The organism is Alteromonas halophila (assembly GCF_014651815.1).
Classification (GTDB): Bacteria; Pseudomonadota; Gammaproteobacteria; order Enterobacterales; family Alteromonadaceae; genus Alteromonas; species Alteromonas halophila.
In genome coordinates, this window is the sequence record NZ_BMXP01000003.1 from 241,413 (window position 1) to 264,536 (window position 23,124).

General features: G+C 53.0%; 22 protein-coding genes. 2 read left to right on the top strand and 20 right to left on the bottom strand.

The features are described from left to right. Positions 1-42: 42 nt before the first annotated feature. The 3 genes from IE054_RS08205 to ubiG all read right to left on the bottom strand — a co-directional run bounded on the left by IE054_RS08205 (position 43) and on the right by ubiG (position 2,180). On the bottom strand, positions 43-702 hold the full coding sequence (locus tag IE054_RS08205; protein ID WP_189405203.1) for a glutathione S-transferase family protein: 660 nt from the start codon (positions 700-702) through the stop codon (positions 43-45). Beyond that, on the bottom strand, positions 702-1,310 hold the full coding sequence (locus tag IE054_RS08210) for a glutathione S-transferase family protein (protein WP_189405205.1): 609 nt from the start codon (positions 1,308-1,310) through the stop codon (positions 702-704). Before IE054_RS08210 ends, IE054_RS08205 begins: the two co-directional genes overlap by 1 nt. A 108-nt stretch (positions 1,311-1,418) precedes the next feature. Then, positions 1,419-2,180, bottom strand: coding sequence for a bifunctional 2-polyprenyl-6-hydroxyphenol methylase/3-demethylubiquinol 3-O-methyltransferase UbiG (gene ubiG, locus IE054_RS08215; RefSeq protein WP_189405206.1), 762 nt, complete (start codon positions 2,178-2,180; stop codon positions 1,419-1,421). 86 nt (positions 2,181-2,266) lie between these two features. On the opposite strand from ubiG, the gene IE054_RS08220 reads away from it, so the two are divergent. Then, positions 2,267-2,629 carry a DUF2237 family protein gene (locus IE054_RS08220; RefSeq protein WP_189405208.1) on the top strand — a complete coding sequence of 121 codons (363 nt, stop codon included), beginning with the start codon at positions 2,267-2,269 and terminating at the stop codon, positions 2,627-2,629. A 40-nt stretch (positions 2,630-2,669) separates the two neighbouring features. On the opposite strand, the gene IE054_RS08225 is transcribed toward IE054_RS08220, so the two are convergent. The 14 genes from IE054_RS08225 to IE054_RS08290 all read right to left on the bottom strand — a co-directional run bounded on the left by IE054_RS08225 (position 2,670) and on the right by IE054_RS08290 (position 19,329). Beyond that, positions 2,670-4,097 (bottom strand): aldehyde dehydrogenase family protein, encoded by a 1,428-nt coding sequence (locus IE054_RS08225; RefSeq protein ID WP_189405211.1) that lies wholly within the window; start codon positions 4,095-4,097, stop codon positions 2,670-2,672. Between the two features lie 2 nt (positions 4,098-4,099). After that, positions 4,100-5,746 (bottom strand): acetolactate synthase large subunit, encoded by a 1,647-nt coding sequence (locus IE054_RS08230; protein WP_189405213.1) that lies wholly within the window; start codon positions 5,744-5,746, stop codon positions 4,100-4,102. A 232-nt stretch (positions 5,747-5,978) separates the two neighbouring features. After that, entirely contained in the window at positions 5,979-6,386 is a 408-nt protein-coding gene (locus tag IE054_RS08235) for a DUF4112 domain-containing protein (RefSeq protein ID WP_189405215.1), read from the bottom strand. Between the two features lie 20 nt (positions 6,387-6,406). Next, positions 6,407-7,486 (bottom strand): ferrochelatase, encoded by a 1,080-nt coding sequence (gene hemH, locus IE054_RS08240; RefSeq protein ID WP_189405217.1) that lies wholly within the window; start codon positions 7,484-7,486, stop codon positions 6,407-6,409. Positions 7,487-7,635: 149 nt separating this feature from the next. Continuing rightward, a complete protein-coding gene (locus IE054_RS08245) occupies positions 7,636-9,240 on the bottom strand; it encodes an AbgT family transporter (RefSeq protein WP_373293856.1) in 1,605 nt (534 codons plus the stop codon). A 267-nt stretch (positions 9,241-9,507) separates the two neighbouring features. Then, positions 9,508-10,398, bottom strand: coding sequence for a protease modulator HflC (gene hflC / locus IE054_RS08250; protein ID WP_189405219.1), 891 nt, complete (start codon positions 10,396-10,398; stop codon positions 9,508-9,510). Positions 10,399-10,401: 3 nt separating this feature from the next. Further along, the gene (gene hflK / locus IE054_RS08255; protein WP_189405225.1) at positions 10,402-11,550 is read right to left on the bottom strand and encodes an FtsH protease activity modulator HflK; all 1,149 of its coding nucleotides are present in this window, start codon (positions 11,548-11,550) and stop codon (positions 10,402-10,404) included. A 61-nt stretch (positions 11,551-11,611) separates the two neighbouring features. Beyond that, positions 11,612-12,901, bottom strand: a complete 1,290-nt coding sequence (gene hflX / locus IE054_RS08260; RefSeq protein ID WP_189405234.1) for a ribosome rescue GTPase HflX — start codon at positions 12,899-12,901, stop codon at positions 11,612-11,614. Between the two features lie 17 nt (positions 12,902-12,918). After that, positions 12,919-13,173 carry an RNA chaperone Hfq gene (gene hfq, locus IE054_RS08265; RefSeq protein WP_189405236.1) on the bottom strand — a complete coding sequence of 85 codons (255 nt, stop codon included), beginning with the start codon at positions 13,171-13,173 and terminating at the stop codon, positions 12,919-12,921. A gap of 72 nt (positions 13,174-13,245) precedes the next feature. Then, positions 13,246-14,190: a tRNA (adenosine(37)-N6)-dimethylallyltransferase MiaA gene (gene miaA / locus IE054_RS08270; RefSeq protein ID WP_189405241.1), complete on the bottom strand. Its 945-nt coding sequence runs from the start codon at positions 14,188-14,190 to the stop codon at positions 13,246-13,248. 3 nt (positions 14,191-14,193) lie between these two features. Continuing rightward, the gene (gene mutL / locus IE054_RS08275) at positions 14,194-15,930 is read right to left on the bottom strand and encodes a DNA mismatch repair endonuclease MutL (RefSeq protein ID WP_189405243.1); all 1,737 of its coding nucleotides are present in this window, start codon (positions 15,928-15,930) and stop codon (positions 14,194-14,196) included. Positions 15,931-15,956: 26 nt separating this feature from the next. After that, positions 15,957-17,279, bottom strand: coding sequence for an N-acetylmuramoyl-L-alanine amidase (locus tag IE054_RS08280; RefSeq protein ID WP_189405244.1), 1,323 nt, complete (start codon positions 17,277-17,279; stop codon positions 15,957-15,959). A 56-nt stretch (positions 17,280-17,335) separates the two neighbouring features. Then, a complete protein-coding gene (tsaE, locus tag IE054_RS08285; RefSeq protein ID WP_189405245.1) occupies positions 17,336-17,818 on the bottom strand; it encodes a tRNA (adenosine(37)-N6)-threonylcarbamoyltransferase complex ATPase subunit type 1 TsaE in 483 nt (160 codons plus the stop codon). 8 nt (positions 17,819-17,826) lie between these two features. Next, complete coding sequence (locus IE054_RS08290) at positions 17,827-19,329, bottom strand: NAD(P)H-hydrate dehydratase (protein ID WP_189405248.1); 1,503 nt, start codon at positions 19,327-19,329, stop codon at positions 17,827-17,829. A gap of 6 nt (positions 19,330-19,335) precedes the next feature. Here IE054_RS08290 and queG point away from each other — a divergent pair, with 6 nt between their 5' ends. Further along, the gene (gene queG, locus IE054_RS08295) at positions 19,336-20,478 is read left to right on the top strand and encodes a tRNA epoxyqueuosine(34) reductase QueG (protein WP_189405250.1); all 1,143 of its coding nucleotides are present in this window, start codon (positions 19,336-19,338) and stop codon (positions 20,476-20,478) included. Between the two features lie 62 nt (positions 20,479-20,540). Here queG and IE054_RS08300 read toward each other — a convergent pair whose 3' ends face one another. The 3 genes from IE054_RS08300 to nudC all read right to left on the bottom strand — a co-directional run bounded on the left by IE054_RS08300 (position 20,541) and on the right by nudC (position 23,066). Continuing rightward, positions 20,541-20,801, bottom strand: a complete 261-nt coding sequence (locus IE054_RS08300; protein ID WP_189405251.1) for a hypothetical protein — start codon at positions 20,799-20,801, stop codon at positions 20,541-20,543. 3 nt (positions 20,802-20,804) lie between these two features. Then, on the bottom strand, positions 20,805-21,905 hold the full coding sequence (hemE, locus tag IE054_RS08305; protein ID WP_189405253.1) for a uroporphyrinogen decarboxylase: 1,101 nt from the start codon (positions 21,903-21,905) through the stop codon (positions 20,805-20,807). A 330-nt stretch (positions 21,906-22,235) separates the two neighbouring features. Then, entirely contained in the window at positions 22,236-23,066 is an 831-nt protein-coding gene (gene nudC, locus IE054_RS08310; RefSeq protein WP_189405255.1) for an NAD(+) diphosphatase, read from the bottom strand. Positions 23,067-23,124 lie beyond the last annotated feature (58 nt).

A 23,124-nucleotide genomic window follows, 5' to 3' on the forward strand; every position in this document is an offset into this window, starting at 1 on the left:
CATAATGTGCCCTTTTTGAAAAAGGGCACCGTTTCTGCCTAATCACCGCGTCACCACCGATTTCGCACCTTTCAGCAGCGCCTCTTTGTCTATTTTATTGGGTACTTCGACACCACGACGCGCCGCAGGTCTGGCTTCGATGCTGTTTTTCCAGCGCTGCAGATGTTCAAGACCATCCACGCTAACACCAGACCACTCGTAAGTGCGTACCCAGCACCAGTTTGCCATATCCGCAATACTGTAATCACCGGCAAGGTACTCGAAGTCGGTCAGGTGACTATCCAGCACAGTGAATAAGCGCCGTACCTCATTCTGATAACGATCAATCGCAGTGGGAATGCGCTCCTCCAGATAACGGTGAAACACATTGGCCTGCCCCATCATCGGCCCGACGCCGCCAATCTGAAACATCAGCCACTGTAGCACCTGGCTGCGTGCCGGACCGGATTCGGGCAGAAACTGCCCGGTTTTCTCGGCCAGATAAATCATGATGGCGCCGCTTTCAAACACAATCGTGCCGTTGGCGTCACCGTCAACAATGACCGGAATGCGGCCGTTAGGGTTGAGCGCCAGAAACTCCGGTTTTTTTTGCTCGCCCTGCATCAGGTTAATGCTGTGCACCGTATAGTCGAGCCCCATTTCTTCCAGGGCAACCGATGCTTTCCAGCCATTCGGCGTGGCGGCCGTGTATAAATCAATCATCAGGCTTTTGCACTCTCACGCTGACTGACTTTTTGATACCAGGCATTCAGATTCTTGTGCTTTTCGGTAAGCCGAATATCTACCACGCGCGCAAAATCGATAGCACACAGGGCTGTGATATCAGCAATGGAAAACCGCGGGCCGGCTATATAGTCATTCAGTTCCAGTCGCCGTTCGAGAATATTCAGATATTTGGAGGCATTCACACCGGCTTCTTTTCCATATTCCGGGACCGGAAGCATGCGGTCTTTAAAATAACCAGTGGTGTGCTGAAAGCACATACCGACCTGCAGCATCAGCGCCAGTTCAACCTGACGCTGCCACATGGCAATGGTGGCCTTTTCAAGTGGACTGGTCCCCATAAGCGAGGGCTGTGGCTGCAGGGCCTCAAAATACGTACAAATTGCATCGGTTTCCGCAATGCAGGTGCCGTCATCTAATTCCAGAACAGGCACTTTGCCCAGTGGGTTTTTAGCACGCATTTCTGCACTCAGGTTTTCACCTTTCTGTATATCGACCTGAACATACTCCATGTCGATGCCTTTTTCGGCCAGAAACATCCGCACCCGCCGTGGGTTCGGCGCCGATTTTGTTTCATATATTTTCATTGCTGTGTCCGTCGCTGGTTGTCCACAATAGACTAATCCGGCGTGTGCAACTTAGCAAATCAACGCATCGCAGCTGTGACTATCACAGTTATGAATACTTACCGCTGTTTACGACTGCTTAGCGTAACACTGCAGATAATTAACAGCCGTGCTATGGCAAGTGTGCCATTTGCCGGAAAACGGGTTAAGCCGCATGCCGGTTTCAAACTGTTTTACGAATTCCTTACCACTCCACTGCTGAAGTTCGCCGGGCGTCACAAACTTACGCCAGTCATGGGTTCCGACCGGCAGATACCGCATCACATATTCGGCGCCAACAATCGCCACAATAAAACTTTTCAGGGTGCGGTTTAGGGTTGCCAGAATCAGCATGCCACCGGGTTTTACCATGCCGGCGCACTCGTTAATCAGGGCGGGTTGATCAGGTACATGCTCGACGACTTCTGCGTTAATGACGCCATCGAACTGCATGCCCTCCCGGGCGATATCGGCAGACAGGCCGTGGCGGTAATGCACATCAATATTGCTTTGTCTGGCGTGTCGCCTGGCCACTTCGATGCTCACGGCCGAGGCATCAACGCCGGTCACGTCAGCCCCGTAACCCGCCAGTGTTTCACTGACCAGTCCGCCGCCACAGCCGACATCCAGAATACGTATGCCACGCAGACAGTCGGCGCCCTGCTCCCGGTCAAAATGCAGGCACAGCTGGCGAAGCATGACGTCCAGCCTGGCTTTATTAAACGCCAGTGCGGTTTTAAACTTACCGTCTGGGTCCCACCATTCCTGCGCCATGGCATCGAAGCGGGCGATTTCATCGGCTGACATATTGTCACTATCCATCGGTTTGGAGCGCTGACTTTTATCTAACATTTACCACTGGACCTTTACTGTGAAGTCGCTATCGTGACTCATTACGGACATCACACCTAACACGTTCACAGACCGGAGAGAACGAGATGGCAAATGAAAAGAATGTTTATGGCGACCCCTTGCAACTGTGCTGTGGCAATACAGGCTTTACACGCGAGGGTTTCTGCTATGTGCCGGCGTCTGATATCGGCAATCACAGCGTGTGCGCAGTGGTCGATGAGGCTTTTCTTAAATTTTCGTTAGACAGCGGTAATGATCTCATCACGCCACGTCCGGCACAGTCCTTTCCCGGACTAAAGCCCGGTGACCGCTGGTGTCTGTGTGCCGCGCGCTGGTTACAGGCGTATAATGCAGGCGTTGCGCCGTTGGTTAACCTGGCTGCTACTCATGAGAAGGCGCTGGACATTATTCCCTTGTCCGTGCTGGAAGATTACACGGTCGCGCAATAACAGATAAGGCGCTGCCTGAGCAGCGCCTTCGTTGTGCCGGTTAAGGGGTACGGATCACCATCAGACGGGTTTCGGTCATGTCCTCAATCGCGTAGCGGATCCCTTCGCGACCCAGTCCCGAATCTTTGACCCCGCCATAAGGCATGTTGTCGACCCGCCAGCTTGGCACATCGCCGATGATCACGCCCCCCACGTCCAGTACGTCCCAGGCGCGGTTGGCTTTGTACAGATCGCGGGTAAAGATACCCGCCTGCAGACCGTAACGGCTGTTATTAATTTCAGCCAGCGCTTCGTCATAGTCATTAAACGACTCAAGCACTGAAAGCGGGCCAAAGGCCTCCTCTGCACTGGCGTCACAGTCTTTCGGTACATTCTCCATAACGGTGGCCGAGAGCATCGCACCGTCCCGATCACCGCCACACAGCGTGGTGGCGCCGGCATCTTCAGCCGCCTTGATCCAGTTGTGAAGACGCTCAGCTTCTGATTCTGAAATCATTGGGCCAATAAAGGTGTCTTTGTCAGACGGATCGCCTGATATCAGGCCTTTCACTGCATCCACGAACCGGGTTTTAAACTCATCGTAGATGCTCTGGTGAACAAGAATACGCTGAACACTGATGCAGCTTTGCCCTGACTGGTAGTAAGCCCCCACAATCATACGGTCGATGGCATCGCCGATATCTGCATCTTCATCAACGACACAGGCCGCGTTGCCCCCTAACTCCAGTACTACTGGCTTCTTCCCGGCTTTGGCCTTAAGCGCCCAGCCTACGTCCGGCGAGCCGGTGAAACTGAGTAACTTCAGGCGCTCGTCTGTCGTAAACAAGTCCGCGCCATCGCGGCTGCACGGCAGAATCGAAAATGCGCCTTTGGGCAGTTCGGTTTCGGCCAGAACTTCACCGATGATCAATGCGCCGATCGGGGTTTTAGAAGCGGGTTTAAGAACAAACGTACAACCAGCCGCAATGGCAGGCGCCACTTTGTGCGCTGCCAGATTTAACGGAAAGTTAAACGGCGAAATAAATGAGCAGGGACCGATGGGGACTTTTTTGGTCATGCCCTGATAGCCTTTGGCGCGCGCCGATATTTCCAGATTAACGACTTCGCCATTGATACGTACTGATTCTTCAGCCGCAATTTTAAATGTCTCTATCAGACGTGTGACCTCACCTTTGGCATCTTTAATGGGCTTACCCGCTTCGATACATAGGGCATCAGCCAGCTCGTCAAAACGCTCTTCAAACCGTTTTACGCAGTGCTCAAGCACCGCCTGACGCTCGTAAGGACGCATAGCAGTCATCGCCGGCTGCGCCTCATGGGCCGCAGCAATGGCTTTATCAATTGCGTTCGCATCAGCTATAGCAACCCGCGTTGCCACCTCACTGGTATACTTATTGGTGACGTCCAGGTCGGTATTGGGACTACAGGCTTCATTGGCCAGATAGTAGGGATAACTGTCCTTCAACATGGTTACTCCTTAAATTTTGCGCTTAATTCGCGAATAGTGTGATGTAACGTCTCGTCGTTCATACTGTAATCTACCGGACAATCGACCACGTGCACGCCCGGCGTACTGAGACATTTCTCAATCATGGGTTCCAGAACATCGGCACTGTCGACTCGCCAGCCCTGTGCACCATAGCTTTTCGCATACTTCACGAAATCCGGGTTGCCATAATCCAGCCCGAAATTGTCGAACTGCATGTCGGACTGTTTCCACTTGATCATCCCGTACGCATCATCCCGCAGGATCACGACCACCAGATCAAGATTAAGTCTGACCGCAGTCTCAATTTCCTGACTGTTCATCATAAAGCCACCGTCGCCACATACGCTGAGCACCCGTTTGTCGGGATTGACCAGCTTAGCAGCAATCGCTGAGGGCAAGCCGGCACCCATTGACGCCAGCGCATTGTCCAGCAGCAGGGTGTTCGGATGGCAGGCAGGATAATTGCGCGCGAACCAGATTTTATAGACGCCGTTATCGAGCGTGACGATGCCATCTTCGGGCATGGTTTTGCGGATGTCGCGCACAAAGCGTTCCGGCAGAATAGGGAAGCGGTCATCACTCTCTGCCGCTTCACGGTGGGCCACATAGGCTTCGTGGATATCGCAGTAGAAATCCAGCTTCCAGCTTTGCTGTGGCTCAATCTGCTCTTTGATTTGCCAGATACTGTTGGCAATATCGCCAACCACTTCCAGTTGCGGGAAATAGACAGGGTCAACTGCTGCAGAATCAAAATTAATATGAATAACCTGCTGACCATCGTGGTGCATGAAAAACGGTGGCTTTTCTACCACGTCGTGCCCGACATTGATGATCAGATCTGCGCGGCGAATGGCACGGTGCACGAAGTCGTGATCTGACAGCGCAGTATTCCCGACAAACAGCTTGTCGCTTTCGTTCAGCACCCCTTTGCCCATTTGTGTCGTGATAAAGGGGATACCGGTTTTATCGACAAACTCGCGCAGCATTTTGGCGGTCAGCTTGCGATTGGCGCCAGCGCCTATCAGCAATACCGGTGAACGGGCCTGCTGAATCATATCTACTGCCGCATTAATGGCTTTATATTCGGCTATAGGCCGCCGCGACATGCTGGGTTTGAGTAACGGCATTTCCGTTTCTTCGCGGGCAATGTCTTCCGGTAATTCGATGTGTACCGCACCCGGACGCTCTTCATGGGCAATGCGGAACGACTCGCGGATCGCCGAAGGGATACGATCGCCACTGACCACCTGCGTCGTAAACTTGGTGATGGGTCTGAACATATCCACCGCATCAATAACCTGAAAGCGGCCTTGCTTACTGGTTTTAATGGGCTTCTGACCGGTAATCATCAACATTGGCATAGCACCAAGCTGCGCATAGGCCGCCGGGGTGACCAGGTTCGTGGCCCCCGGGCCCAGAGTAGACAGGCACACTGCCACTTTCCCGGTCAGGCGCCCGTAGGTGGCCGCCATAAATCCTGCGCCCTGCTCATGCCGGGTAAGCACCAGTTTAATGGATGAGTTTCGTAAGGATTCCAGAAGGTCGAGATTTTCTTCACCAGGGATGCCGAAGACAAACTCCACGCCCTCGGCTTCCAGCGCTTTGACGAATAAATCGGATGCTTTCATCTACCGCCGACTCCTTGTTGGGGCGTTGCCCGCACTGCAGAATAGTCCGTGTGGGCTGGCAGCATGACCATGCTGCACAAAACAACGCGTTCAGTTCAGGGATTGTTTTGCTTAAGTTGTACGCGAAGAAGCGCAATTCCGATTAAGAAAGCGAAGAATAAGTGCAGACGGGGGCAGGGTGCGATGCTGGTACGTGCATGAGGCCAGCGCCAATATGGGCTCAGCCGCCCCGTTATTGCTGAGCGGACTCCCAGTCCTGCAGTTTTTCTTCAGTGGCCTGGGATAAGCGTTTCTGATTTTCCGCCACCCACCATTTTTCCATGATACGCACATTTTTCTGGTTGGCTTTGAAGAAAATATCTGCAACGTCACCGATAACCGGAATAAAGCCCAGTCCAAAGTCCATGAGTGCATTGCGGATCATTCGGGTTGTCAGCGCAGAGGGCACCCCCATCCGTTTCGCCAGCCAGATAATGCGGGCCGAGGCAAGAAACATCAGCGCATCCCCGGCGCCGGGGATCAGCCCGACCAGCGAATCAAGCCCCACTTTAATGCCGACAATGGGCAGCCTGACCGCACTGTCCAGCACATTGGCAAGACGCTGCGCTTTTTTCAGTTCCTGCGGGGCTTTAACGTCCATAAGTGTCTCCAGAAAGGTGGTTACTGGCTCGCGCCAAGTGCACGTGCCAGCGCAGCGCGTTGTTCATCATTCTTATCCAGCGTCCAGCCGTGCATGTTTTGCCGGACCAGATCAAACATCATATCAATGTGCGACGCATCACTGTTCAGTGCTGCGATGTATTCGTAACGTTTGCCACCCGCATGCATAAAATACTCACGGTTTTCTTCACCTATTTCCTCAATAGTCTCAAGGCAGTCGGCAGAGAACCCCGGACAGCATACCTGCACTGACTGTACGCCTTGGTCAGGGAACGCTTTCAAGGTTTCGTCGGTATAAGGCTTTAACCACTCTTCCCGGCCAAAGCGAGACTGAAAGGTGGTCATATACTCATCGGGTTTCAGCGCCAGTTCTTCGGCAAGCAGTCGCGATGTTTTATAACACTCGCAATGATAGGGGTCGCCATTTGTCAGGTAGCGCCTGGGGATCCCATGGTAAGAAAACAACAGCTTATCTGCCCGCCCGTGTGTATCCCAGTGGGCGCGTATTTTATCTGCCAGTGCGCGAATAAAGGGCGGATGATCATGGTAGTGGTTCACAAAGCGCAACTCTGGCAGCCAGCGACGCTGCGTGAAGTCACTGGCGATGGCATCAAAGGTCGAGCCGGTGGTCGAGGCGCAGTACTGCGGGTACAGAGGCAGCACGATAAGCTTTTCCGCCCCACGCTCAAACAGACTGTCCAGTACATCGCGAATGGCAGGTTTGCCGTAACGCATGGCGTAGTCGACAATTACATCTTCCCCGTAAGCTTCTTTGCATTTATGCGATAGCGCTTCCGCCTGGGCTTTGGTAATAGCAAGCAACGGTGAGCCTTCGTCGGTCCATACGGTCTCGTACGCCTTGGCAGAGCGTCGAGGGCGGATTCGCAGGATAACCAGGTTAAGTATCAGCCACCACAACAAACGCGGGACCTCAATGACCCGAGGGTCTGACAAGAATTCTTTCAGATAAGACCGCAAGGCACGCGTAGTCGGCTGTTCCGGGGTCCCGAGGTTCGTTATCAGCACCCCAATCTTTTTGGACTGTGAGTGAGAAAAATGCTGCCTGCCTGTGTACTTCATACTGTGCTATTTACCCGACCGAGTTAACGTATTCCGGTATTATACAAAAGCAGGCGTGGAATTGATCGCAAGTTGTCGCCGAATTCGTGTGAAAATCAGCGATAGGGCTAATCGCTTCGCCCTATCACTGACGAATTCCACGCTAACAACTATGGCTGGTAATAGGTCGCCGCGCCCGGCCCTACCGGCATGCCAAGCACAAACACCCATACATAGAACAGCAACGTCCAGCCAACGATAAAGACCATAGAATAAGGAAGCATCATGGCGATGAGCGTGCCCATACCAAGATCTTTCTTATAGCGGGCAGCCATCGCCAGGATAAGACCGAAGTAACTCATCATAGGTGCGATTACATTGGTTACCGAGTCACCAATACGGTAAGCGGCCTGAATCACTTCCGGCGCGTAGCCAATCAGCATCAGCATTGGAACAAAAATCGGCGCCGTTACTGCCCATTGTGCAGACGCGCTGCCCAGTGACAGGTTTACTACGCCACACATCATGATAAACAACAGGAATACGGCGGGGCCGTCCAGACCGGCTGCCTGAAGCAATGCAGCACCTTTAACCGCAAGCACCGTACCCAGATTGGTCCATTTAAAGAACGCCACAAACTGCGCCGCAAAAAATACCAGCGTAATGTACAGACCCATTGCGCCCATACTTTTCGACATGGCATCAATCACGTCCTTGTCGTTTTTCATGGTGCCGGCCACCCGCCCGTACACAAAGCCCGGGATCGCAAACGTAATGAAGATAAAGGCGACAATACCGTCCAAAAACGGTGAGTCTGCCACCTCCCCGGTTTCCGGATTCCGCAGAATGCCACTTTCCGGGACGACGGTGAGGGCCAGCACGCCACACACCAGCGCGAAGGAAATGCCTGCCCACTTCATACCTGAACGCTCTTTATCGGTTGGCGCTTCCATCGACTGAGCTTCCAGTTCAACCGAGGCGTCTGACTCATCGAACTTGCCCAGCCGGGGCTCGACAACCTTTTCAGTCACCAGTGCGCCAAGACAGGCAATCACAAAGGTGGAGATGATCATGAAGTACCAGTTTACTTCAGGTCCCACTGTGTAATCAGGGTCGATCATGTGCGCCGCGGCTTCGGTAATTCCTGACAGCAGCGGATCAACCGTGCCCAGCAGAATGTTCGCACTATAGCCTGCTGAAACCCCAGCGAATGCAGCCGCAAGCCCGGCCAGTGGATGCCGGCCAAGCGAATGAAAGATCATGGCCGCTAACGGTATCAGTACCACATAGCCCAGTTCTGATGCAGTGTTTGACACAATTCCGGCAAATACTACGGCAAAGGTGACGACGCGGTTCGAGGCATTCATTACCAGGCCACGCATCAGCGCCGACAGTAATCCGGAATGCTCAGCTACAGAAACGCCCAGCAAGGCTACCAGAACCGTGCCTAGTGGGGCGAACCCGGTAAAGTTAGTCACCAGACCCGTAACAATGCGTTGCAGGCCTTCTTCGCTCATCAGTGAGATGACTTCTATCATGCCGTCAGCATCGCGGCCCTTCGCACCTTCCGGCCGCGGGTCGGCTACCGCCAGGTCGAAATAGCCCAGGATCCCACTTAAGATCACGATACCTACAGACAGCAGTGCAAACAGTGTGACTGGGTGCGGCAGCAGATTCCCCAGCCACTCTACAGTCGCCAGAAAGCGTGAAAACAGTCCGTTCTGAGACGGGCCGTTTTCCTCGGACGTGTGCGTCTTTGTGTTCTCAGAATTCAAAATTGTCCCTCTGTCGTGTTACTGCAGACGGCATGAATGAGGGTCTGCATTTATCATTATTGTTGGCCGGCTGGTACGTTTTTCGTAACGCCCTGCCAGAAGCGCGGCTTGCTACCGACATCTTCCAGTCTTAATCGAGCGCGCTAGTCTACCGGATTTGGCCCATTTTTGCACTTCACAGCGCCGGCGGCGTTGTTACTTGCTGTTTACACACACAAAAAAGCCAGCGACAGGCGCTGGCTTTCTCATCAGAAACAACAGGTGACGTTAGTCGTTCTTTCTGCCCTGACTGGCGTTCATATATTTAAAGAACTCACTGTCAGGTTCAACGACCAGTATATCCTGCTTGTTATCGAAGCTTGCTCTGTAGGCGTCCATGCTGCGCAGGAACGAATAGAACTCCGCGTTTTGCGAGTACGCGTCGGCATAAATCTGCGCCGCCATGGCGTCCCCTTCACCGCGTAACTGACGGGCATTCCGCTCGGCATCAGCAAGCATAACCGTTACCTTGGCATCAATGTCCGCGCGAATCACTTCCGCTTGCTCCTGACCTTCTGAACGGTGCTCACGGGCCACCGCAGCACGTTCTGCACGCATCCGCTGGAATATCGAGTTACTGACTTCGGTAGGCAGGTTGATCTGCTTAACCCGCACATCAACAATCTTAATCCCTAACTCGTCTGACGAGGTCGAGGCCTGTTGCATCGCCTGACTCATCAGTGCGGAACGTTCGCCAGAAACAATCTGTGAGATGGTTCGGGTACCAAACTCTGACCGCAGGCCATTGTTTACTTTCTGTTTAAGCAACGCCTCAGCCTGTAGTTTATTGCCGCCCGTGGACAGATAATAACGCGCAAAGTCGTTAATTCTCCATTTTACATAGGAATCGACAATCAGGTCCTTTTTCTCACTGGTTACAAACCGGTCTGGCGTGTCATCCAGGGTCTGGATGCGTGCATCTAAGTGCTTAACCGAGTCAATAAACGGCAGCTTGAAATGCAAACCCGGATCAAATACCCGCGTTTCGCCGCTTTGGTCATCACGCTGCACTTTACCAAACTGAATGACAATCGCGCGCTCGCCCTCTTTAACAACGAACAATGAACCCGACGCCAGCACTACCAGAAGCACTACAATCGCAATAATCAAATTCTTCATTGCTTATCTCCCTTCTCTGGTTGCGCCGCCACGCAGGCCGCTGTTGTTGTTTTGTGAACGGCTACGGCCTTCATCCGGTACCGGTACCTGCAAGCCTTCCAGTGTATTACGCGACTTGCTGGTGCGGTTTGTATTCTGACGTTCCATGATCTTATCAAGTGGTAAATACATCATGTTATTACCGTTTTTGCTGTCGACCAGAATTTTGCTGGTATTACCAAAGACGGTTTCCATGGTCTCCAGATAGATACGGTCACGGGTAACCTGTGGTGCACGCTCAAATTGTGGCAGCAACTCTGAGAAGCGGGCCACTTCACCCTGCGCCTCTAAGATCACCTGCTCTTTGTACGCCTGCGCTTCCTCGTTCATACGGTTTACCTGACCACGGGCACGCGGCTCCATTTCACGCGCGTAAGCTTCTGCTTCACGAATAAAGCGCTGCTCATCCTCCTGGGCGGCAATCGCGTCATCGAACGCATCTTTGACCTGCTCCGGTGGACGGGCATCACGGAAGTTCATATCAATAATTGATACCCCAATATCGTAGGGTTCAATAATCGACTGCAGCTCTTCCCATACACGCTGACGGGTCAGCTCACGGCCATCGGTAAGTACGTCATCCATAGTTGAATGACCAACCACATAGCGGATCGCACTGTCCAGCGATTGTGAAAGGCTTCGCTCCGGATTCTCTACCGAGAACGTGTAACGGTAGGGGTCAACCACCCGATACTGCATTTCCATTTCAACTCTGACCACGTTCTCATCTTCCGTCAGCATTGAGCCGGAGGAGGACTTGTCACGAATTGACTGCACGTCAACCGGTACAATGGTATCAACGAAGGTCGGCGCCCAACGCAGCCCGGGTTCTACCGATTCGTGATAGTCGCCAAAGCGCAGTACTACGCCACGCTCAGCTTCCTGAATGGTGTAAAAGCCGCTAATAAACCAGATAATCGCCAGCAGGCCAATAAGAATGCCTGCACCGATACCCCCGAGGTTTTTACCGGAGCCACCTTTACCGCCTCCCATTTTGCCAAATTTGCCAAACAGGTTCTTAAAAACATCATCCAGATCTGGTGGTCCCTGATCACGACCGCCTTTATTTTTCCAGGGGTCATTGTTATTGCCACCAGGCTCATTCCAAGCCATGCTGATACTCCATACTGATTAATCGTTATTCTCTACAGCGAACGGCACATCTTACGCGTTTTTAGTGCCGAACCACAAATTCTGACAGCCCTTTATCGAGCCGCTTTTCTAGCCGGTTCCAATCTGCAGAGGGCATGCGTACATCTACGACCCAGTCACCGTCGTTGTCATAGCTTTCACTGGCAATGCAGTTTAACTCGAATAGCACACCACGCAAGCGGCTTTGCGCCGGTGGAATACGCAAGGTGTAATTTACCATGCTTTTGGCCAGACATTCGGTCAGTGCCTGCGATAGTAATTCCACACCTTCACCTGACTGCGCAGACAACCACACTCTGACAGGCATGCCATTTTCGTCTCTGTCTATACGTGGCCCAATCTCATCCAGTTTATCTATCTTGTTACAGATAATTAACTGTTGGATCTCATCGGCGTCAATCTCTTCAAGAACCGCATTTACCTCGTCCATAGTCTCACGATGATTCGCTTCGGCAACATCCACCACATGCAGCAGTAAATCTGCTTCCTGGGTTTCCTGCAATGTCGCTTTAAAGGCAGCAACCAGGTCATGAGGGAGATGCCGTATAAAGCCTACCGTGTCAGCCAGAATAGCTTCACCCACATCGTTGAGCTCGATTCGGCGTAACGTCGGATCCAGTGTCGCAAACAGCTGGTCGGCCGCATACACATGGGATTCGGTAATGGTATTAAACAGCGTGGATTTACCCGCATTGGTATACCCCACTAAGGATACGGTGGGGATCTCCGCGCGCACCCTGGCACGCCGCCCTTGCTCGCGCTGTTTCTGCACTTTTTCCAGACGACGGATGATTGATTTTATACGTCCCCGCAACAAACGTCGGTCAGTTTCCAGCTGCGTTTCGCCAGGTCCACGCAAGCCTATACCGCCTTTCTGACGTTCAAGGTGAGTCCAGCCTCGGATCAGGCGGGTGGAAATATGTCGTAACTGCGCCAGTTCAACCTGCAGTTTCCCTTCGTGGGTTCGTGCACGCTGGGCAAAGATATCCAGAATTAACCCGGTACGGTCAAGTACCCGGCATTTGCAAATGGCTTCAAGGTTGCGCTCCTGAGAGGGCGACAATGAATGGTTGAAGATCACGACGTTTGCCTCACTGGCTTTGACCGCCGCGGCGATTTCTTCGGCTTTCCCGGAGCCGACGAAATATTTAGCGTGAGGCGCACTACGCGACGTGGTTAACACGTTTTTCGCCTCAACACCCGCAGAGCCCACCAGCAGCTCTAACTCTGCCAGATCCTCTTTACTGCTTTCGTCAGCAAAATTAACATGAACAAGTACAGCCTGTTCACCGGCTTCATAACGGTCAAACAAGCGCGATACCTTTTTGTTTATTCACTTTTAGTATTTTCACCTTCTCCTGTCATTGATGTCGGCATAGTAAATGCGCGTGCTGGCACCACCGTTGAGATCGCATGTTTATATACCATCTGACTCACGGTGTTCTTCAGCAGGATGACGAACTGGTCAAACGACTCTACCTGTCCCTGTAATTTTATCCCGTTAACCAGGTAAATAGATACGGGAATCCGCTCTTTTCTTAACGCGTTTAAAAATGGGTCTTGTAATGATTGCCCTTTAGCCATTTGATTTCCTTAGTTTTTATTATTTCGCGACGAGTATTATCGCTCGTCACAGCACCACAATTTTATACCACACTATCCTGCATCAAGTGTGACTTTTGCTGTAATTTTAGTCAAATTATCTTTCGCAAATGTATCCAGCCATGTCACGTCCTGCCAGCCTCGCAGCCAGGTCAGCTGCCGTTTGGCCAGTTGACGGGTGGCAATAATACCGCGTTCACGCATTTCGTCATATGTAATCTGGCCATCCAGATACTGCCACATTTGCCGGTAGCCCACAGAACGTATAGACGGCAGTGATTCGTGAAGATCACCTCGCTTATACAATCTGTCAACTTCCTCCTCAAACCCTGCCGCCAGCATCATGTCGAAGCGTTTGGCAATACGTTCATGCAACACAGCACGGTCGTTCGGCGCAATCGCAAACTGATGTAGTTTGTGCATACACCGCTTCGGCGTATTCTGCTGCCACTGTGTCAGTGACTTACCTGTTGACCGAAATACTTCTAATGCCCGTGTTAGCCGTTGCGGATCATTCGGATGAATTCGCCCGGCGCTTTGCGCATCACAACGACGCAATTCATCGTGCAGAGCCTGCCAGCCATGTTGTTTCGCTTCGTGCTCAATTTGCGCTCTTACTACTTCGTCAGACTTAGGTAGTGGCGAAATTCCGTTTATCAAGGCATTGAAATACATCATCGTACCACCGACCAGTATCGGGCGCCTGTTTCGGGCCTGTATGTCACCGATCAGTTGCGTCGCCTCATCGCAAAACTGCGACACCGAGTAGCTGTCCGCCGGGTCGATAATATCGATAAGGTGATGCGCAATCCCAGCCTGTTCATTTTTGTCAGGCTTGGCGGTACCAATATCCATATCGCGATACACCAGTGCCGAATCAACACTGATTATTTCGCTGTCACCCGCCAGAGCCAACGCTATCGCCAGTTGAGTTTTCCCTGACGCGGTCGGCCCCATAATCGCCACTGCAGTTAATGCAGGATCTACGCCAGCAACCATGAGCTATTTAAACAATCCAAGTAGAGCAGATAATTCCCGCACTTTACCAGAGTCGCTAATCCATTCCCATTGCTGGTCAGTTGACTGAGCGGCAAGGTACGCCCAGACGTTCTCGTATAGTGATTGTGGTAAGTGCCCTGCAAGACCTGAAACATTCAGTTCACTGCTGCTTTCTGCGCCCTCCAGCAGCAACGCAAACCAGGATGACCAGGGCAGATGCCGGGTCCCCGCAGGCACTTGCTGCAACCGCAGTTTGCCGGCCATTCGCTGCACCTGAAAATGCTGACTCTGTAAGGTTTGCAGTAGCGTATCGTCAGCACCGGTGTCTTCCAGTGCTACCGGCATCAGCAGTGGCTGAGAGGTACCAGCCTGACGAAACAGACTGTTCAGGTAATAGCTGGCCATAGCCTGAACGGACACAAGATACAGACTGTCGTCTTTTACATACAGCCTGTGCTGTTCATCGATAATCACATAGTCAGTTGCTGCCGACGCCTGAAAGTCCGTTTCGGGTGTAGCGGGTGTCATGAGCGTCTGATAATTGGCCGCAGATTGCGGATTCGCCCTGTTACCAGCACGTGCTGACGGTCCTGATGTGGCAGGACGGGACGGACTCACGGAAGCCTCCCCCCCTCGCGCAGACTCGGTCACATACGGGGCCGATGTCGGCGTATGTGACTGCAATGGCCTTATATAGTCGTGTCCTGGCTGGTCCTGTATCACCGGCCCGGCGCCCAGCTCTCCCTGCGTGTCGATGAGCGCATCGAGTACAGACTTGCAGATAAAGTCATGGACCAGCCGGCTTTGCTGGAAGCGCACTTCGTGTTTAGCCGGGTGCACATTCACATCAACATCGCGTGGGGACACACTCAGAAATACCACGAAGGCGGGTTGCTCGATGACCCCCCAGGCGCTTTCATACGCCTGTCGGATAGCGTGCAGGATCAGCTTGTCGCGCATACCGCGGCCATTCACAAAACTAAACTGACAATCACTACTGCTGCGCAGTACCTGCTCATTACCAAGCCATGCCTCCAGCGTTATCCCCTCGTAATCAACCTGCGTGTAGATGGCGTTATCAATGAACTTTTTACCCACAACCGCTGCAATACGACGACTTCGGTTATCCTGCGCGACAGCCGGGAAGCGTCGAACCGGCTTGTCATTATGTGTCAGGTTCAATGTGATAGATGGATGACTCAGGGCAATGCGTTTAAACACGTCTTCGATGTGCTGAAATTCGGTTTTTTCAGTACGCAGAAACTTACGCCGTGCCGGTGTGTTATAGAACAAATCAGCCACATCGATGGTAGTGCCATCGGGGTGTGCAGCAGGATTCAGCTTTACCTGCATTTCCCGTCCTTCGCAGTGTGCCTGCCAGGCCTCACTCTGCTCACGGGGTCTGGACGTGAGCGTCAGCCGGCTGACCGAGCTGATACTGGCCAGCGCTTCTCCCCGAAAGCCCAGTGACAAAATGCTTTCCAAATCATCCAGATTGCTTATTTTGCTGGTGGCATGACGACTCAGGGCCAGCTCCAGTTCGTCTTTCGCAATACCCTTACCATTATCCCGCAAACGAATACGCTTATGGCCGCCGCGCTCAATATCCACATCGATCCGGCTGGCACCGGCATCAATACTGTTTTCAATCAGTTCCTTTACCACCGACGCCGGTCGCTCCACGACCTCGCCGGCAGCAATTTGATTCGCAAGTTGCGGCGCTAACAGTTTTATAGACAAACGCGTACCTGATGGTTAAGGGTGGATTAGGTGCTCGGAATATTCAGCAGCTGACCAATCTGCACCACATCGGTGGTCATATTGTTGGCTTTCTTGATGCTGCTGACTTTGACATTATACCGCTGTGCCAGCAGCGACAGAGACTCACCACTGCGCACCCGGTGTGTTCGGTTCTCGTCACGCTCTGATGCCCACAACGTCCCGTCAGGGGGGATTTGTTTGAAGTAGCGTTTAACGGCAGAGAACATGGAGTCGGCCAGGCGCTGACGATGCTTCGCCCAGTTCAGGTTTTTCTCTTCCTGAGGATTAGAAATAAACCCGACTTCGACCAGAATAGAAGGAATGTCTGGCGACGTCAGTACCGCCAGACTGGCTGCCTGAGGCACCCGTTTATGCATTGAAGTCACCTGCTTCATTTCTTCAACAACCTTGTTCCCAAGGTCATAGCTGGTGGCCATGCTGTGATCCATAGAGAGACCTAAAATCGTCTCTGCCAGATAGCGTTCGCTGGCTTTGTCGGTGATCACTTCAGCCGCCCCGCCCAACAATTCAGAATGACGTTCAGTTTTCTCCATCCATCGTCCAAGTTCTGTATCAGCGCGACCGGTGGAAAGCACCCACACGGAACCACCACGAGGCTCAGGCTGTGAGAAAGCATCGGCATGGATAGAAACCAGTAAATCGGCTTTTTTCTGGCGTGCCAGTTCGGGGCGCCGGTTGGGTGAAATGTAGTAATCCCCTTTACGAGTCATAACCGCCCGCATGCCACGCTCTGCATTTACCCGAGCTTCAAGCTTTTTAGCGATGCTCAGAGTGATGTGCTTTTCGTAGGTTCCTGCGGGACCTATTGAGCCGGGGTCCTCGCCACCATGCCCCGCATCGATGGCAATAATGATATCCCGGTCCCGGTGATTGTTGCGCTCGTCAATAACCACCTGACTACGCTGGGGAGCATTGATATCGTTAAGGTCAATCACCAGACGATGTCCATAGGGCGCCGTGGGTGTCATGGCGAATAATGTAGGATCCGCCTTTCGGTTTAACTCGACAACCACACGGGACGCGCGGGTATTTTTCGGTGAGGAGTACCGCACCCGACTGATCAAGTCGCCGTCATTCTCGACGTTGCTTAAGTCAAGACTGTCGTCCGTATTCGCCAAATCCACGACCAGGCGGTGAGGATTTTCCAGTGTGAAATAGGTGAACTCAGGCGCCTGCTGCAAATCCAGCACCACTCGCGTCTTATCCGGTGATGGCCAGACCCGCACCCCATCAATTTTATTTTGCGCAGCCTGAGCCGGAAGGGAAACCCAGCATAACAGGAGTACCGAAACTATTACGCGCAACATACTTCGCCCTAGTGTCATCATTGCTGTAGTTAGCAGGCTTGTATCACTGCCGGAGCCTAAATGCGCTGACAGTGTTGCAGGATTTGTGTCCCCTGCTGACTGCGCGCATTAACATCAAACTGACGTCCTTCACCGGCTGATTTAATACTAATCTCTAAATCCGCAGATGCCAAGCATTCTGCCCCTTTCTCAGCCCATTCCACCAGGCTGATGCTGTTGTTTTCGAAATAATCCCGGATGCCCATAAACTCGAGCTCTTCCGGATCGGCAAGCCGGTACAAATCGAAATGAAACACTGAGACACCTTCCAGCTCGTAGGGTTCCACTAAGGTGTAGGTCGGACTCTTGACGCTGCCCTGATGGCCCAGCGCCTGAATAAAATAGCGACTGAACGTTGTTTTTCCCGCCCCTAAATCACCGGAAAGATAAATGACTGCCGGCTGTGGCAGGCATGTCTGTACGGCACGTGCCAGATCACGTGCCAGCTGGGCAGTGTCGTCAAGCGACGCCGCGTAAAAGCCTGAATGTGGGTATGCCATAATACGTCCTAGCGCTGATTTATCAGTGCGCGTACTGCCTCGAACAAATCGCTGGCAATCATACCACGCTGTCCATACAGTTCAGCAATGTCATCCCCCGCTTTCGCATGCAGCGTCACACCATACAGGGCGGCGTCAACAGGCGGCACACCCTGCGCCATTAACGCTCCGAGAATACCACTTAGCACATCACCGCTGCCTGCGGTTGCCATGCCGGGGTTACCATGCCGGCATACCCAGGTATTGCGCTCATCATCTATCAGCGTGCCTGCACCTTTAAGTACACAGGTGGCATGGTAGCGCTCTGCACACTGGCGTGCGTAATTAAAGCGCTCATTTTCAACATCATCCGCCGGAATTCCAAGTAGCCGCCCGGCCTCGCCAGCGTGCGGTGTGAGTACCATCGCTGTTGGCGTGTAGGCAGTAGACTGCTGACATAAAAGGTTCAGCGCATCAGCATCAACCACAACGGGTTTTTCGTGCGCCTGACAGTGTTTTAGCGTGGCTTCGAACGCTTCCTGTGCCCATGGATCCTGACCAAGGCCCGGCCCAATTACCACGCAGGATGCCCACGCCAGTGATGCGTCCAAATCATGGTTAGTGACCATCAGTTCCGGCCGGCCGGCACTGACCTGTATGGTCGAACTCTCATGCGTGTAGACCTTGACCATGCCCGCACCGCTGCGCAGCGCTGCTTCAGAACTTAACCGTATCGCGCCCGCGGTGCCGCGGTTGCCGCCTACACATAACAAACGGCCATAGGTGCCCTTGTGGCTATGCACATCACGCGGACCCAGCCCCCCGAACATATGCATGTCCAGAAACGTCGCTGTAGATTTTGCCAGTTGCTGGAATGCTTTACCGATCCCCAGATCTTCAAAAATCAGCTTACCGCAACTTTGTTTACCGGCTCCCGTGGTCAGTCCGGGTTTTATCCCAACAAACGTCACTGTCACATCGGCCTGTACACAGCGCCCCAGCGACTGACCTGAATTCGCATCAAGGCCAGAGGGTACGTCGACACTGACCACCGGCTTCTGCCCGCCATTGATAGCATCGATGATACTGGCAAACTCACTGCGGATGCTGCTGTTGATACCCGTTCCCAGTAATGCATCAATGACCAGGTCGGCCTGGTCCAGGTGGGCCACCGTAAACGAGTGAATATCGCCACCAGCGTCCCGCCAGGCACGCTGGGCATCGCCCGCATCGCCTTCCAGTTCGCGGTCAGGCTCCACGGCACAGACCACCACCTGTTTACCGGCCTTTCTGGCTTCCAGAGCAGCCACGTAGCCATCGCCCGCATTGTTCCCCTGACCAACCAGAATGAGAAACGTATCACTGTTGGGAATATGTAGCTGTGCCTGACGGAATACCGCCTTACCGGCCCGTTGCATAAGTTCACTGAGGTTACTGCCACTTTGCTGTGCGGCATTTTTTTCGTGCTCCCGCACCTGGTCGGCGCGGTACAGTTTGTATGGTAAACTCGAGGCGAGTTGAGTATCTAGCATGAGTGCATGTCCAGTTTAAATTCCATCGATCTCGGTCAATTGGCCAACAATATCAAGGCTTGGGGGAAGGCGCTAGGCTTTCAGCAGGTTGGTATCAGTGATATCGACCTTAGCCAGCACGAAGCCCACCTGTCTGACTGGCTGGCCAATAATTACCATGGTGACATGCACTATATGCAACGCCATGGAATGACCCGTGCCCGGCCTGCAGAGCTGGTGCCTGGCACCCTGAGGGTGATCAGTGTGCGCATGGACTACCTGCCGCCAGATGCCTCGTTTGCCCGCCATTTGAATGATCGCCGCATTGGCTACGTAAGTCGTTACGCTTTGGGTCGGGATTATCACAAAGTATTGCGTAAACGGCTTAAGCAGCTTGGCGAGAAAATCAGTGATGCACTATCCGATACCGCCTACCGACCGTTTGTGGACTCAGCACCGGTGCTTGAGCATGCCATTGCCGAAAAAGCCGGGCTGGGCTGGACCGGCAAGCACTCGCTGACATTGAGTCGCGATGCGGGCTCCTGGTTCTTCCTGGGGGAGTTATTTATTAACCTGCCCCTGCCTGTGGATGCGCCGGTTGAAGAAGGCTGTGGCAGTTGTACCGCCTGCATGACCATCTGTCCCACGCAGGCCATTGTCGCCCCTTATACGGTGGATGCGCGCAAATGTATTTCATACCTGACCATCGAATATGACGGGGTCATCCCCGAGCAATATCGCCGCGCAATGGGTAACCGTATTTACGGGTGTGATGACTGCCAGCTGATATGCCCGTGGAACCGGTATGCCAGTGTCACCGACGAGACAGACTTTCACCCGCGTCAGGCATTACATGGACAGTCATTGCTACAGCTATTCAGCTGGGACGAAGCCACCTTTCTGCGCAACACTGAAGGCTCGCCCATTCGCCGTATCGGCTATCAGAAATGGAGCCGCAATCTCGCCATAGCGCTGGGCAATGCCCCCTTTGACCGTGACATTGTGGACGCGCTGATGCAGCGGCTGTCAGACGCCGGTGAGATGGTCGCCGAACACATTCGCTGGGCGCTTAACGAACAACAGCAAAAGCAAGCCCGGCACATTGATGCCGATCGCAAAACCGCGCGCCTGACCCGCGCAGTGGAAAAAGGTCTGCCCAGAGACGCCTGAGATGAACCGGTATACAACTGGACGATACCGGCCCGGCTACTCCTTTAGACCTGTCTGCCGTATTACTCGACCGCAGCCCTGTCTGTTACTGGCGAAGATATACCCCGATGAGGAGGCGGTGAAGCTGGCGCGTCTTTGGCACAACGCAACGACACAGGCGGCAGTTCCAACTGCTGCCCTGCGGATATCACCGTAGTTGCCAGCGACTTGTCTGCCCGTCCTGGCTCGTGCATGCTCAGAGACAGCCGCCCTTGATAGTAACCAAACTGATAGGCCGCAATCGCAATAAACAGGGCAATGACGGCCAGCCAACGATTCAGCATCGTTTACTTGTCGGCCACATGATACGGCTTACTCAGCTCATGCACCGCATCGACGAATACCCCGGCGTTATCTGGCGGCACATCCAGGTGAATACCATGACCAAGGTTGAATACATGCCCGGTACCTGAACCATACCCCTTAAGGATTGTCGCGACCTCTTCACGAATTCGCTCGGGCGCTGCGTAAAGCATGCTGGGATCCATATTGCCCTGCAGCGCAACTTTATCGCCGATACGAGCGCGCGCTTCATCAATATTAATGGTCCAGTCCAGACCCACCGCATCGCAGCCTGTTGCAGCGATAGATTCCAGCCACATACCGCCATTTTTGGTAAACAGGGTAACCGGCACCCGCCGTCCTTCGTTCTCACGAATAAGGCCATCCACGATCTTTTCCATGTACTGCAGTGAGAATAACCTGTAATCGCGGGGAGACAGGACACCGCCCCAGGTGTCAAAAATCATGACAGACTGAGCGCCGGCTTTTATCTGTGCATTCAGGTAAGCCACGACCGCATCGCTGAGTTTGTCCAGCAGCAGGTGCAGGGCCTGCGGGTCCGCAAATGCCATTTTTTTGATTTTGGTGAAGGCTTTGCTGGTGCCGCCTTCTATCATGTAGGTAGCCAGCGTCCAGGGACTGCCAGAAAAACCAATCAGTGGAACTTCACCTTTCAGCTCCCGACGAATCGTGCGTACCGCATTCATAACGTACTGTAACTCGCCTTCCGGATCAGGCACACCGAGCCGTTCGACATCGGCTTTTGAAGTGAGTGGCCGTGCAAACTTAGGGCCTTCACCTGCTTCAAAATACAGACCAAGTCCCATCGCATCGGGGATGGTCAGAATGTCTGAAAACAGGATAGCGGCATCCAGAGCAAACCGGCGCAGTGGTTGCAGCGTCACCTCGCAGGCAAGATCGGCATTCTTACACAGACTCATAAAGTCACCGGCCTCGGCACGGGTCGCTTTATATTCTGGCAGATAACGTCCCGCCTGACGCATCATCCATACTGGTGTCATGTCTACAGGCTGCTTGGAAAGTGCCCGAAGATAACGATCATTTTTTAAGGCGGCAGGTGCGGAACCAGATACGGCGTGTGACATGACTTTCCTCTGTTATTGCAAAGCTCAGTGAGTGGCTGACCATCAATCGTAAACATCTTAACTTACATAGAGTTAGGTTCAGAATTGCCTACGTGTCTGGTGGCAGCGATGATAAACCCGCGCGAGTATATCAGCTAATCAACGGATTTAAGAGCATTTCGGATTTTAAGGAAGATGCGCACAAGTCTATTGCACCTTCCTAACAATTATTTAAAAATAAACTTGCGCGAAGAGTAAGTGTTTGCTACAACTTAACACAGCTAATATAAAGAAGCCTGTTCAACAGGACCGAACGCTAACCACTACAAACCCTGCCCTCGGCAGGGTTTTTTATTTTCCCTGTATTTTTTTTACCGTTGCGGCAATAAGCTGACCCGCAATAGACAGTGTTGGCGGTGTTTTCGGCAGCGCATCAGGCCAGAACCACTGCGCATCATCAATTTCACCTTCTTCAGGGACAATGTCGCCCCCCGCATAGCGGGCAATGTAACCAACCATTAATGAATGCGGAAACGGCCAGGGCTGACTGCCAAAGTATTCCAGGTCGGTCACGCTGACGCCGACCTCTTCAAAAATTTCGCGGTGTACCGCTTGCTCCAGACTCTCACCGCTTTCAACAAAACCGGCCAGCGTGGAGTACATATTCAGTTCACGATGGCGCACGCCCCTGGCCAGCAGCAACCGTTCACCGTCATGTACCGCCACAATGATGCAGGGCGAGACTCTCGGATAGCTACGATGCTGACAGCGCTGACACTGCACGGCCATCTCCCAGTCCACTCGTTGCGTGCGATCACCACATTGCCCGCAGTAGCGGTGTGTTCGAAAGAAGTGCACGTATTGCCAGGCCCGCCCAGCCACTGCAAATGCAGTATCAGGCGCCTGCATCAGCATATGTCGCAAAGAAGCAAGCTCCCAGTGTTCCCCTTCGGGCTCTTCTGCCCCCATATCGACGATGAATGTTGACTGAGGCAGGCTGTCGCCCTGTAAATCTTTCAGTTCATACACATCTGCATGATAGGCGCGTAAACAGTCAATATCGTCAAAGCCGCCCTGCGGCAACTGCCGCTGGTTTTGCCTGACCACCAGTTTGTCACGCGAAAAGATCAGCCACTGGCCACGGGCGGTGTCCAGTGACTGCTGAGAAACTGGCTTTAACATAGGCTGTCTCCTTGCGTGATAGGCGCATTTTGTGATTGATTACCATAACACAGTGAGT